We start from the raw sequence: 13,084 nt of genomic DNA, 5'->3' as shown, positions 1-13,084 counted from the left end.
CGTTCAGATCAGAGTTTCAGGTCTTTGATAAATCCTAGAGCGCGTTCGGTTTGATTACCTTCAATCACACGGCAAGACTTCGCCCAAACCAGAACGCTGGAGCTTGTCTTGTAAATACGAAGGAACACGACACGCTCCAGCTTACCACACAATCCGGCTATCCTGCGGCAAAGCCAGAATGAACACAAGACTGAGGCCTTTCTCCGAACCAACAACACACTCCTTGAGATTTGAGGGTACACGCTAAAATTGTCACAGTAGTTTCTTGTTTTAGCCCCATTTGCGTCATGGGTCAGCCATGAAGCCAAGACAAATTACCGTTGTTGCCCAAGCAGGTTCGGTTCTGTGAAGCATCGGCGGAGTACTCTCACCCCTTACCCCGATTGAACGCTCCATCAGAGTGCAGACATGGAACCGAACCACCCCTTGCAACCCAACGCTGCGACTTACCACCCAGCTTTAATCAGAGAAACCAAGAGACAAACCACCGCCTCCAAGTAGTTTTGGCTGGCTGGTACAATCCCAAATGCCCGCCAATAGTCCAGCAGCATCCCGCGCCAGTTGGTTTGCTTTTTTGCTGGCCCGCGCATCCACGTACCCAATATGGCAGGTCTTGCCTTGCCCCAACTGAGTAATCACCAGCACCTGACCACGGTAGAAGCCATCCGCATCCGCGTCTTTATTTCCCGCCACATCAGCGGGAACATCCGTGTGCCAGCGCAAAATGGTTGCAACCGGTTTGCCCTCTTCCAGCACCCATTCAATGGTAGAACCCAATCGGTTCCATGGACCTAGGGTTTGAGAAGCGGCAGGCTCATCCCGCGCTTGATCGCCAAAACTGATGAAAAATCTGAGATCGCCTTCACCCACATAAATGGGAATATCGTTATATCCCTGACATCTCCAAGTAGCATTATCACCTGTGTTTTCAGGCTTTTCCTGAAGCTCACATGTCTCGTCTAAATCTAGTGAGGAATAGACGCTTTCTGCAAAAGCTGAATTACAGGCAAAAAGGCTGGTCGCAACAGCAAGGATAATTTGAAAATTCTTCAATATGAAGCACCCACTTTTCCCAGAGTTATCCGTAAGGAAACGCTTGAACTAAATGCGCAATGCGCTCAGGCGAAATATATCTTGCAACGCGCTGAAGCCCCTGCAATACAGGCAGCAAATGAAATTGGAGTATACATAAATGCGTATCGATCGTATTCCTGTCGGTAAGAACCCACCAGAGGACATCAATGTCATCATTGAAGTCCCAGTTGGCGGAGAGCCGATCAAATACGAAATGGAAAAAGAATCCGGCGCAATGTTCGTCGATCGCTTCCTCTACACCCCAATGCGTTACCCAGGTAACTACGGCTTTGTACCACACACCCTTTGCGGTGATGGTGACCCAATTGACGTCATTGTCGTAAACCAACGTCCAGTCGTTCCAGGCGCTGTCATGAGCTGCCGTCCGATTGGCGTCCTGATGATGGAAGATGAGGCCGGCCAGGACGAAAAAATCATCGCAGTGCCAAGCAACAAGCTGACCCGCCGCTATGAATCAGTCAAAACCGTCGAAGACCTGCCTGAAATCACCATCAAGCAGATCGAGCACTTCTTTGAGCACTACAAAGACCTTGAGCCAAACAAGTGGGTAAAGATCACCGGCATTCACGGCATCGAGGAAGCTCAGCGCCTCATCGTTGAGAGCATCGAGCGCCACAACAAAGCAGAAGGCTAATTTAGCCAGTCTTTGTCTTAGCAAGATACAAAAAGCCCGAGGCCTGCGTAGAACCTCGGGCTTTTTTTGTGTCGTCAATTTCCGGCGGCTATCAGATATCTAGCAGTTTATTTCTTCCGTTTGAGAATCACACCACACAGCGCGATAAACGTAATTGCGGTGGAGTAGAAAACGTTCATGCCTGCGAAGGAAAGGCCGAAGATGCGGAACTGTGCAACAGAACAGCTCACCACTTTGGATGTGGTCAGATTTTGCAACATGTTGGCCGCAGAACCCAGCTCCATGCTGCCACCGGCGGAACAGTCGTTCGGTCCCAACCAGATTTCCCACTCAGCACCCGCTTGGTAGAAACCAACGCCGCCGCCATAGAGGAAGCCACCAGCTGCACCCAGAAGTGCCAGCACGGAAACCCAGCGGTACTTTTCTGACTTCGTAAACAGCAAAGCCAGCAGCCCAAGCACCACACCAGCGTAATACGGGTTACGTTGAATGAGACACAACGGACACGGCTTATATCCACCGATCAGCTCAAAACCCCACGCCATTGCCAACGACGAAGCGCTTCCCAATGTCACAAGAACAGCAGCAAATACCAATGGGTCTTTTAGGAGTAGCGCAAAAAAGCGTCTTACCATTTCCAGTTAACCTCTTAAGCGTATTCCCGAAAAGTGGGCCCGGTTTTCGGATAAGAATACGCGCAAAAACAAAGATTTAAAGCAGTTTGTACAATCCGGACTAATTACAAGCTGCCTTAAAGAAATTTAATCAGAGCAAAGCCACCGACCAGCAGCACAATAAAGGCGGTAAAGACCAGCCCCAGGCGCTTTTCGATGAAATCGCGAATGGTTGGGCCAAACAGATACACAAGGCCAGCAACCACGAAAAACCGAATTCCACGGGAGACGATGCTCGCCATGATGAACACTGGTATATTCAGTGCAAAAACGCCACTCGCAATAGTAATTACTTTGTAGGGAAACGGCGTCAAACCAGCGATAAAGACAAACCACCAGCCCCAGTCCTCAAAGATCTTTGCAAACCGATCGAATTTTTCCATGTAGCCGTAAAACGACAGGATCGGCTTAGCCACCTCTTCAAACAGCACAGCCCCGATCATGTACCCTAAGAGACCACCCAGCACAGAAGCAACCATACAGATGAGGGCATACAGCCAGGCTTTTTGTCTCTTGCTCACACACATAGGAATGAGAAGAAGATCCGGCGGCAAAGGAAAAACGGAGCTTTCTACGAAGGCAACAAACCCAAGCGCATACGGTGCGCGCGGGCCAGCAGAAAGAGAAAGGGTCCAGTCATAAAGACGACGCAGCATAAATCTGACGTGCTCCAAACAAATAATAACTAAAATACGAAGAATTCAGCTTAGTTCAATTTGCGGTGGTATTCCGTACTAAACTTGCAGAGAATTGCTATCGCAAACCACACCAGCAATCATGCAAATATGGCAACAAAAGCAGCTGGTCGCTTTTTATCCCCGTAAATATATGTGGTTAGGTGCCTACAATGCTGTGGTTAGCTGAATCAAATTATTGACGTGGGGCCCATCTCGATATATTCCGCCTTTACCAACCGTTGCCCCCGTGGCGGAACTGGTAGACGCGGTAGATTCAAAATCTGCTGTCCATTGGGCGTGCCAGTTCGAGTCTGGCCGGGGGCACCACTCTTCTCCCTTAAAATTTATTGATTGTGCACCGACCCTATCAGTGCGTCTGCAAAACCAATTCACCCACGTTACGCAAGCGGGTGATGGTCTTGCACGAGCTGCTGCAAGCGCTCTTCCAACACATGCGTATAAATCTGCGTTGTTGAAATATCTGCATGCCCAAGCAACTGCTGCACAACGCGCAAATCAGCACCGTTCTGCAAAAGGTGAGAGGCAAACGCATGGCGCATCACATGCGGAGAAACTTTGTTCCGATCAATCCCCGCTTCCACAGCCAGCACTTTCAAATCACGACCAAAAGCTTGGCGCGTAAAATATCCGCTCTCTCCGTGGGAGGGAAACAACCACACGCTATCTGCATAAGCGCCAACCGAAGCCCGCAATCGCACATACTCAATCATGGCGGTTTGAGATCGAACCGAGAGCGGCACAGCCCGCTCCTTGCCGCCCTTCCCCTTTACCGTAATCAACCGGCTATCCCGGATAGCGGCAGAGACGGGTAGCGACACAAGCTCGGAAACCCGCAGACCTGTGGCATACAAAACTTCCAGCAAGGTGTAGATGCGCGCCGCTCTAATCTGCTTGGCATCGCTATCATATGTTCTCTTAGCTAATTCCTCAGCCTTGCTGATAAGCCGGTCCACCTCTTCCTCACTCAAAACACCAGGCAAACTGGAGCCTTTTTTCGGAGAGGCGACGGTACGGGTCGGGTCATCATCACGAATACCCTCCGCATAACAGAACTGATAGAACTGGCGAAGCGCAGAGAGACGGCGTGCTTGTGAGGATGCAGCAAAACCGCGACCCGTCAGATCAGAAAGATAAGCACGCACGTCAGTGACCTGCACAGCAATGAGATCAACACTCTGTGCAGCGAGAAAACGGTCGAAGTCTTCAAGGTCGGATCCGTAACTTTCCAATGTGTTGAACGCGCTCACACGCTCAACGCTCAGCATTTCAAAAAAGCGTTCAGTTTCAAAAAATTGACGCATACAATGCCTATTCGAAGCCTTCCTTGCTAATCTCTACAACAATCTGTCGTGGCTCCGGTTCAACATAACTCACCACCGCGTACATACTCAGTACAGCGCCGGTAACGATTAATCCTATGATAGACAGCAATCGGGTCAAAGTTGGCATGGCAGAACCTGTGTCTCCCGTATATATCCTAGATCACATGCAAGTGGTGAGCTGCAGCATTATGCTTCACAACCAAAAATAGACCGTTTACCTGCAAAGGTTCAAGCCAAACACGTAGTTCATGGTGCGAATAACACAGATTGCCCTAGAGCCTTGACAGGAAGCGGTGTGATAATGTCAAAGGCTAGTAGTAAGAATAGATGAATCGGCGAGGACGTGGCGTGACTGCAAACGACACAAAGTCAGATAAAAGACGTCAACGGCAGCAGAATATTTTGAAGCGCCTTGGCACAAAACCGATAGTTCTCGTAGGCATAATGGGATGTGGCAAATCAACGGTAGGCCGCCGCTTGGCGCAATACCTGTCCCTCTCCTTTGTGGATGCAGATAACGAGATCGAAAAAGCGGCAGACCGCTCCATCTCGGAAATCTTCGCAGAGCACGGCGAATCCTACTTCCGTCAGGGAGAAAAACGGGTCATCGCACGTTTATTGGATGAAGGCCCGCAGATTCTCGCAACTGGCGGCGGCGCATTCATGAATGAGGACACCCGCTCCAGCATCAAGGAAAAAGGCGTGTCTATCTGGATGAAGGCAGAATTGCCGGTGATCATGACACGGGTGCGCAAACGCCCGACAAGACCACTGCTGCAAACGCCGGACCCGGAAGCAACCATGCAAAAGCTGATGGACGAGCGCTATCCAATTTATGCAGAAGCGGACATGTCGATCTGGTCGCTGGATGTAACCCATGAAGCTGTCATGGAAGAAATCCTGATCGTGCTTGAAAACGGCCTACCGCCTCTTTCCGAAGAGGCATCGGAAGACAATGGGGTTGAAAAGTGACTGAATTGAAAAATGCAACGGTGGTCAACGTCAATTTGGGCGACCGTAGCTACCCAATCCTCATTGGTCGTAATCTTATGGAACGCGCAGGCGAAGAAATCGCCTCCCGTCTTCCCGGCGCTAAAACAGTCATCATCACAGATGAGACAGTTGAAAAGCTTCACCTTAAAACGCTGGAAAAAAGTTTTAAGGACGCTGGCGTCGATTACAGCGTGCTCATCGTCCCGGCTGGTGAAAGAACCAAACGCTTTGAGATGCTTGAGCGCCTCTGCGATGATATTCTCGCCCTGCGTCTGGAGCGCGGTGATGCTGTTGTTGCACTGGGCGGCGGTGTTGTCGGCGATCTCTCTGGCTTCGTCTCTGGTGTTGTGCGCCGTGGCATGAAGTTCATCCAGATCCCAACCACTTTACTTGCTCAGGTCGATAGTTCAGTTGGCGGAAAAACCGGCATCAACTCCCGTCATGGCAAAAACCTACTCGGCGTTTTCCACCAACCTGCACTGGTTCTGGCGGACACATCTGTTCTGGATACTTTGAGCCCACGTGACTTCCGCTCAGGCTATGCAGAAGTTGCCAAATACGGCCTGATCAATGATTCAGACTTCTTCTTGTGGCTGGAAGAAAACTGGGAAGGCATTTTTTCTGGTGGACCTGAGCGCGAAGAAGCCGTTGCCCACGCGTGCCGCGCAAAAGCAGCCGTTGTTGCAGCGGATGAACTGGAATCAGGCAACCGCGCTCTGCTCAATCTCGGCCACACCTTCGGACACGCACTGGAAGGTGCCGTCGCTTATGAAACAGAGCGTCTGGTTCACGGTGAAGGCGTTTCCATCGGCATGGTCCTTGCCCATGAATTTTCAGAGCAGCTGGGTTTATGCCCGCCTGAAGATACCAAGCGAGTGATTGACCACCTTGAATTGGTTGGCCTGCCAACACGCATCAACCAGATCCCCGGCCAGTTACCTCCAATTGATACTTTTATGGATTTAATTGCGCAGGATAAAAAAGTAAGTCGTGGTCAACTCACTTTTATCCTTACAAAAGGCATCGGCACTTCCTATGTCGATAAAACTGTAAGCGCGGAACCCCTTCGCGCGTTTCTTGAGGAGAAACTTGGCAAATGACGGACATCCCACTTTGGGTTTCCATTGTCGCCATCCTGCTTTTGCTCGTCCTTTCGGGCTTTTTTTCCGGGTCAGAAACGGCCCTGACAGCCGCGTCACGAGCCCGCATGCATGCGCTGGAGAAATCCGGCAATAAAAGAGCGATCCTTGTTGCTCGGCTAATCGAATACCGCGAACGTCTGATTGGCGCCCTTCTGCTTGGCAACAACCTTGTCAACATTCTTGCCTCAGCACTCGCAACCAGTTTGATGTTGAAGTATTTCGGAGATGCAGGCGTCGCCTATGCGACAATTGTTATGACCCTTATGGTTTTGATCTTCTCCGAAGTGCTTCCAAAAACATGGGCCATCTCAAACGCGGAAAAATTCGCGCTCAGTGTTGCTCCTGTGGTTCATTGGCTTGTCATCATTTTCGGGCCAATTGTTGCTGCAATCGAGGTCATCGTTCGCCTTGTACTGCGCATTTTCGGCATTCGGATTGATGAGACCACCGCGGTTCTCTCAGCCCATGAAGAGCTGCGCGGCACGCTAGACTTTCAGCACAAAGAAGGTGCCCTGATCAAAGCCGATAGAGACCGGATTGGTGGACTGCTGGACCTCGCCGAGCTGGAAGTCTCCGATGTTATGGTTCACCGCACCAAGTTGTTTGCGCTGAATGCAGATCTTCCACCGGATGAACTCATCAAGGACGTGCTGGCAAGCCCGTACACGCGCATTCCGCTCTGGCGTGATGATCCGGACAACATGGTGGGTCTTTTGCACGCTAAGGACGTTCTACGGGCCATAGCGACTGTAAAAGGCGATGCAGAGCAGTTCGAACTGGAAAAAGTCATGAGCCCGCTTTGGTTCGTGCCGGACACCACCAGCCTGCAAAACCAGCTCAACGCCTTTTTGAAGCGCAAAACCCACTTCGCACTCGTCGTTGATGAATACGGCGAAGTGATGGGCCTTGTTACTCTGGAAGATATTCTGGAAGAGATCGTCGGTGAAATCGCAGATGAGCACGACATCGAACTACCGGGATTAAATCCACAGACAGACGGCTCTGTGATCGTGGAAGGCTCGGTTCCGATTCGCGACTTCAATCGCGCGACCGAATGGCACCTGCCGGACGAAGAGGCAACGACCATCGCCGGCCTCGTCATTCACGAAGCAAAAATGATTCCAGAAGAACGCCAGATCTTCACGTTCCATGGATTCCGTTTTACCGTTCTGAGCAGAGAAAAGAACCGCATCACGCGATTACGCATGATGGCACTCAATCCGTCTCAGGACGCGACAAAAGTTTCCAAATAAAAATGGGCCCCAGCGGGCCCATTTGCATATCCAACTTTTACAACTCAACGCAAAAACAACGCAATTCATTCAAATCCGCTCACATAGCAACGCAAACCGCTTTAATCATTTGCTGCATTGATTTCTGAGCTCAACTAAGCCAAATAGTGTTAGTGAGATTTAGCCGAGATAGCGAGTGCATGAACGCCGCCAGCGATTTCGTCTGCGAGGCATTCGTTTACTGCACGGTGCATAGCGACCCGAGTCATACCCTCAAAGGCTGTGGATATGATCTTTATTCGGAAGTGGGTTTGTCCCCTTTCCCGCCAGCCTCCATGACCGCGGTGGTTCTCGGATTCGTCGGTGACTTCAAGAAGCTGCGGGTTAAACGTTGCTTCCAGTTTTGTGTTCATAATGTCTCTTGTGCTCATGTATTATTTATCTCTCACCAAGGAAAGCGCAGTCAAGGCCTTGCCTAACGGGGTCAGTTTTTTCTATTTATATCGGCTACCTGCTTTAACGCAGGTCCTAACCCAATCGCAAGGCAACTGAAAACCGCAAAAATGAAGCAAGCATCCTCCATTTTCGATAGTATTCGCGTTAAACCCGGCAAAGAACGCAAGGCAAGCCAAAAAGGCCCGTCCTGCGAGTGGGATGGCTGCGACCAACCCGGCACTCATAAAGCACCGAAAGGTCGCGACCATGAAGGCCAGTACTTTCATTTTTGCGTAGACCACGTAAAGGCCTACAATAAATCATATAATTACTTTTCCGGCATGGATGACGACTCGGTTCGCAGCTATCAGCGCGACAGCATGACCGGCCATCGTCCAACCTGGAAAATGGGTGTAAACTCCCAGGCCGATGCCGCAAATGCCCGAGATGGCAGCCGAACCGATATCGGACAGGATGGCATCTCCGACCCACATGACTTTCTTGGTGGCGGAGCTGGCGGCAGTCGCGAATCTAAGGAACCGCAGCGTAAGGTGTTGGCACTTGAGAAAAGGTCATTTGAAACACTGAACCTCAGGGTAACTGCCCGTGGCGCCGAGGTAAAATCCCGTTATAAAGAACTGGTAAAGATTCATCATCCAGACGCAAACGGCGGTGACCGCTCCTCGGAAGACCGTCTGCGCGAAATTATTCAGGCTTATAACGTGCTCAAGAAATCCGGTTACTGCTAGGTTTTAACCTAATGCCTAGTTTCCAAATTGCTCTTGAGTTTCTAGATTTTCATTACCCCGATTTCGACGTGGGGCCGCGGAGGAAAAATGATAGATACGATACAGACCGCTCAATCCCTGCCGACCGAAACAATTTCTGTACGCGAAGTTTTTGGAATTGATAGCGACTTGGAAGTGCAAGCGTTCGCAGAGCCGAACGAGCATGTTCCAGAACTTGATCCAGACTATCTCTTTGATCGCCCAACCACATTAGCAATCCTCGCAGGCTTTGCTAAAAATCGCCGTGTTATGGTTTCCGGTTACCATGGGACCGGTAAATCAACTCACATCGAGCAGGTCGCAGCCCGCCTTAACTGGCCTTGTGTGCGCGTAAACCTCGATAGCCACATTTCTCGGATTGATCTCGTTGGTAAAGATGCCATCGTTGTTAGAGACGGTCACACCGTCACTGAGTTCAAGGACGGTATCCTGCCTTGGGCTTTGCAAAACAACGTTGCACTTGTGTTCGATGAATACGATGCAGGCCGTCCAGACGTGATGTTCGTAATCCAGCGCGTTCTTGAGGTTTCCGGTCGCTTGACCCTCCTCGACCAGAACCGCGTGATCAACCCCCATCCAGCCTTCCGTTTGTTCGCAACCGCGAACACCGTTGGTCTTGGTGATACGTCCGGTCTCTACCACGGTACACAGCAGATCAACCAAGGTCAGATGGATCGCTGGTCAATCGTCACCACACTGAACTACCTGCCTCACGACCAAGAGGTAGAGATCGTTCTGGCGAAGTCTCCGCACTACAAAGGTGCTGAAGGCCGCTCCATCGTCTCTAAGATGGTTCGTGTAGCTGACATGACCCGTAGCGCGTTCATGAACGGCGAGCTCTCCACTGTGATGAGCCCACGTACAGTGATCACATGGTCGGAAAACGCTGAAATCTTTGGTGATATCGGCTTTTCATTCCGTCTGACATTCCTCAACAAATGTGATGAAACCGAGCAAGCGCTGGTCGCTGAATTCTACCAGCGTTGTTTTGGGGAAGACCTCCCTGAATCAGCGGCAAACATCGTCATGAGCTAAAGGGGAGTTCCATGGCAGGACCCAGCAACTCCTCAGCTAAGAACAAACCTGCCAGCCAGCCATTCAAGCACGCAATAGGCTCTACCGTTAGAGCCATTGCTGGTGAGCCTGAGCTGGAGGTTGTTTTTACGCCGGATAAACCGGGAATGACCAGCGGGCGCATACGCCTGCCGGAACCTTCCCGCACGATGACAAGCGAAGAAGTCGCCATCACACGTGGACTAGGCGACTCCATGGCATTGCGCCTCGCCTGTCATGATCCCGCAGTTCATACAAAACATGTTCCTGAAGGCGAAAACGCACGCGCTATTTTCAACGCTGTTGAGCAAGCGCGCGTGGAAGCTCTTGGTGCGATTCGCATGCCTGGTGCCGGTGATAACATCGACGCCATGCTGGAAGATCGTTACTTCAAAGGCAATTACGCCGAAGTCTCCACAATAGACGAAGCCCCGATGCAGGATGCAATCGCTCTGCTGGTGCGCGAACGTCTAACAGGTCGCGAGGTCCCCCACAGCGCAAAGCGCATGGTGGATATGTGGCGCCCGCTCGTTGAGGAAAAAGCAGACCACGACCTCAACAAACTCATCACCCGCATTGAAGATCAAAAAGCATTTGCCAAGCAGATGCGCAATCTCCTGACCTCCCTCGACATGGCGGACGAACTCGGCGACGACCCACAGGACGAGGACAACCAGGAAACCCAGCAGGATGACGATGATCGGTCTGATGCTTCTGGCGACATGCAGGAAGATCAAGGCGATCAAGACGGCGCACCACAAGAAATGGAACTTTCCGGCGAAGAGCAGGAAAGTGGCGAAACTGAAGGCATGGACGGTGAGATGCAAGACATCTCGGATGACGACATGTCCGATCAGGCGGAAGAGCCGGGCGAACAAGAACGCCAGGACCACCCATTATCCAACCAACCTTCTCCTGATGAGTACCGCGTCTTTACACAGGCTTTTGACGAAGTCATAGCAGCAGAAGATCTGTGCGATCAGGAAGAGCTCGACCGCCTCCGTGGTTTCCTCGACAAGCAACTTGCATCTCTATCCGGCGCAGTCTCCCGTCTGGCAAACCGCCTGCAACGTAAACTTATGGCGCAGCAAAACCGGTCTTGGGATTTTGATCTGGAAGAAGGCATCATCGACAGTGCCCGCCTCCACCGCGTGGTTATCGACCCATTACAACCACTTGCGTTTAAATGGGAAAATGACACAGAGTTCCGCGATACAGTGGTAACTCTAGTGCTGGATAACTCCGGTTCCATGCGGGGTCGCCCGATCACCGTTGCTGCAACATGTGCTGATATTCTGGCACGTACGCTGGAACGATGCGGGGTGAAGGTAGAGATCCTCGGCTTCACCACCAAAGCGTGGAAAGGCGGGCAATCTCGCGAGGCATGGCTCAAAGACGGCAAGCCACCACAACCCGGCCGCCTCAATGATCTGCGCCACATCATCTACAAGTCGGCAGATACACCTTGGCGCCGCGCCAAGCGCAATCTCGGCTTAATGATGCGCGAAGGCCTCCTGAAAGAAAACATCGACGGAGAAGCTCTGGACTGGGCACACAAGCGCCTGCTTGCACGCCCGGAACGTCGCCGCATCCTCATGATGATTTCCGACGGTGCGCCAGTGGATGATTGCACGCTCTCGGTGAACCCGGGCAACTATCTGGAAAAGCATCTGCGTCGTGTTATCGATGAGATCGAGAACAGATCCCCGGTTGAACTCATTGCAATCGGCATCGGCCACGATGTGACACGCTACTACAACCGCGCTGTTACCATTGTGGATGCAGAGGAATTAGCCGGCGCCATGACCGATCAACTTGCTGATTTGTTTGACGAAAAATGTGGTAAAGATCGCGGCAAGTCACGCGGTCGCCGATGAAAATAACAAGGCGGAAATTTCTGTCTGGAGTAGCGGCAGCCGCCACATGTGCCGCCGCTACGACCCTGCCACTTCGGGAAGCGCTTGCTCAGGAGAGTGGCTTCCAACCCATGAAAATCCACTCCCGCACCATCGACAGGTTCAAGTTTTCAGGCGGTCTATCCCAACAATTTGGGTCGCTGACGTTTCTTGGCGGGCTGGAACTCACAAGTTCCAACGATCGTTTTGGGGGATATTCCGGTCTTGTAACCCTCAACAATGGCAGCGGTATTCTCGCCGTATCCGATCGCGGACACTGGTTGCGAGCAGAGCTCTCACAATCTGCCAGAGGAAAGCCTCTAAAGCTCCGGAACGCGGAAACCGCCACTCTGTTAGATAGCAAGGGCCAGAAGCTAAAGCGCACGTACAAGGCCGATACAGAAGGCTTGAGCGTAGGCGGCTCAACCAATGATCCACGCATCTTTGTCAGTCATGAAGGCAAAGGTGGCATCCTGAGCTACCCGCTCCGCCTGCCAACTGGAGAAGAGCGCGCCAAGCACCTGCTTGTTCCCAAAGAAATCAGAGCCCTAGCCAAGAACAAAAGCCTGGAAGCCGTTGCTGTTGCTCCTGCCAACTCGCCGGTTTTCGGATCCATCATCACCATTGCAGAACGCGGCAAGAGCCTTAAGCACAACAGACCAGCCTGGATCATAGGCGGCCCGCAACCGGGCAAGTTCTGGATTGAAAAGCAAGGCAACTTCGACATCACCGATGCAGCGTTCCTGCCAAACGGCGACATGCTCATTCTGGAACGCCTCTTCAACCTGTCTGAAGGGCTCGGAATGCGCATCAGGCAGCTGGATGGCAACAACCTCAGGCCCAACCATCTCCACACCGGCAAAACGCTTCTCACTGCGGATTTCAGTTATCAGATTGATAATATGGAAGCACTCAGCGTCCACATAAATGCCTATGGTGAAACGGTGATCTCTTTGATGTCAGACGACAACAGATCATTCCTGCAGCGCACATTGCTGCTGCGGTTCGTGCTGACTGATCTGGAGCCTCACAGAGAGCCATTCTCCCCTGCTCCGGCAGAAGTGAAGATCGTGCCACCTCCCAAGTCCAAGCCATCTTAATGACACAACAAAAAAGGCACCGG

Annotated in this window: 14 protein-coding genes and 1 tRNA gene; 9 read left to right on the top strand and 6 right to left on the bottom strand. The window is 51.6% G+C overall.

Translation table 11 applies throughout. The annotated features are described in order from the left end of the window. Positions 1–8 precede the first annotated feature (8 nt). Entirely contained in the window at positions 9–152 is a 144-nt protein-coding gene (locus BLS62_RS31090; RefSeq protein ID WP_159436557.1) for a hypothetical protein, read from the bottom strand. Between the two features lie 307 nt (positions 153–459). Then, positions 460–1,053, bottom strand: a complete 594-nt coding sequence (locus BLS62_RS20440) for a hypothetical protein (protein ID WP_208990990.1) — start codon at positions 1,051–1,053, stop codon at positions 460–462. 139 nt (positions 1,054–1,192) lie between these two features. Here BLS62_RS20440 and ppa point away from each other — a divergent pair, with 139 nt between their 5' ends. Beyond that, on the top strand, positions 1,193–1,729 hold the full coding sequence (gene ppa / locus BLS62_RS20435; protein WP_093184963.1) for an inorganic diphosphatase: 537 nt from the start codon (positions 1,193–1,195) through the stop codon (positions 1,727–1,729). 107 nt (positions 1,730–1,836) lie between these two features. Here ppa and BLS62_RS20430 read toward each other — a convergent pair whose 3' ends face one another. After that, positions 1,837–2,364 (bottom strand): disulfide bond formation protein B, encoded by a 528-nt coding sequence (locus BLS62_RS20430; protein WP_093184957.1) that lies wholly within the window; start codon positions 2,362–2,364, stop codon positions 1,837–1,839. A 116-nt stretch (positions 2,365–2,480) separates the two neighbouring features. Then, the gene (locus tag BLS62_RS20425; RefSeq protein ID WP_093184945.1) at positions 2,481–3,059 is read right to left on the bottom strand and encodes a YqaA family protein; all 579 of its coding nucleotides are present in this window, start codon (positions 3,057–3,059) and stop codon (positions 2,481–2,483) included. 262 nt (positions 3,060–3,321) lie between these two features. On the opposite strand from BLS62_RS20425, the gene BLS62_RS20420 reads away from it, so the two are divergent. Continuing rightward, positions 3,322–3,407: transfer RNA gene (locus BLS62_RS20420), tRNA-Leu, on the top strand. Between the two features lie 71 nt (positions 3,408–3,478). Here BLS62_RS20420 and BLS62_RS20415 read toward each other — a convergent pair. Continuing rightward, on the bottom strand, positions 3,479–4,402 hold the full coding sequence (locus tag BLS62_RS20415; protein WP_093184940.1) for a site-specific tyrosine recombinase XerD: 924 nt from the start codon (positions 4,400–4,402) through the stop codon (positions 3,479–3,481). A gap of 369 nt (positions 4,403–4,771) precedes the next feature. On the opposite strand from BLS62_RS20415, the gene BLS62_RS20410 reads away from it, so the two are divergent. From BLS62_RS20410 to BLS62_RS20400, 3 genes are read left to right on the top strand one after another with little or no spacing between them, the layout of a single operon-like run. Then, positions 4,772–5,395: a shikimate kinase gene (locus BLS62_RS20410; protein WP_244283603.1), complete on the top strand. Its 624-nt coding sequence runs from the start codon at positions 4,772–4,774 to the stop codon at positions 5,393–5,395. Further along, a complete protein-coding gene (gene aroB, locus BLS62_RS20405) occupies positions 5,392–6,516 on the top strand; it encodes a 3-dehydroquinate synthase (protein WP_093184931.1) in 1,125 nt (374 codons plus the stop codon). Before BLS62_RS20410 ends, aroB begins: the two co-directional genes overlap by 4 nt. Further along, complete coding sequence (locus tag BLS62_RS20400) at positions 6,513–7,811, top strand: HlyC/CorC family transporter (protein WP_093184927.1); 1,299 nt, start codon at positions 6,513–6,515, stop codon at positions 7,809–7,811. Before aroB ends, BLS62_RS20400 begins: the two co-directional genes overlap by 4 nt. Before the next feature lie 149 nt (positions 7,812–7,960). Here the strand turns inward: BLS62_RS20400 and BLS62_RS20395 are convergent, their stop codons facing one another. Continuing rightward, positions 7,961–8,203, bottom strand: coding sequence for a BolA family protein (locus BLS62_RS20395; RefSeq protein ID WP_348271871.1), 243 nt, complete (start codon positions 8,201–8,203; stop codon positions 7,961–7,963). A gap of 150 nt (positions 8,204–8,353) precedes the next feature. Here BLS62_RS20395 and BLS62_RS20390 point away from each other — a divergent pair, with 150 nt between their 5' ends. The 4 genes from BLS62_RS20390 (at position 8,354) to BLS62_RS20375 (ending at position 13,061) form a co-directional block, all read left to right on the top strand. Next, positions 8,354–8,974 carry a J domain-containing protein gene (locus BLS62_RS20390; protein WP_093184918.1) on the top strand — a complete coding sequence of 207 codons (621 nt, stop codon included), beginning with the start codon at positions 8,354–8,356 and terminating at the stop codon, positions 8,972–8,974. Between the two features lie 87 nt (positions 8,975–9,061). Then, the gene (cobS, locus tag BLS62_RS20385) at positions 9,062–10,048 is read left to right on the top strand and encodes a cobaltochelatase subunit CobS (protein ID WP_093184914.1); all 987 of its coding nucleotides are present in this window, start codon (positions 9,062–9,064) and stop codon (positions 10,046–10,048) included. Between the two features lie 11 nt (positions 10,049–10,059). Next, a complete protein-coding gene (gene cobT / locus BLS62_RS20380; RefSeq protein WP_093184910.1) occupies positions 10,060–11,943 on the top strand; it encodes a cobaltochelatase subunit CobT in 1,884 nt (627 codons plus the stop codon). Continuing rightward, positions 11,940–13,061, top strand: a complete 1,122-nt coding sequence (locus tag BLS62_RS20375) for an esterase-like activity of phytase family protein (protein ID WP_093184907.1) — start codon at positions 11,940–11,942, stop codon at positions 13,059–13,061. Before cobT ends, BLS62_RS20375 begins: the two co-directional genes overlap by 4 nt. Positions 13,062–13,084: the final 23 nt, after the last annotated feature.

It is taken from the genome of Pseudovibrio sp. Tun.PSC04-5.I4 (genome assembly GCF_900104145.1).
Lineage (GTDB): Bacteria > Pseudomonadota > Alphaproteobacteria > Rhizobiales > Stappiaceae > Pseudovibrio.
This window is presented reverse-complemented; position numbering and strand designations above follow the sequence as displayed.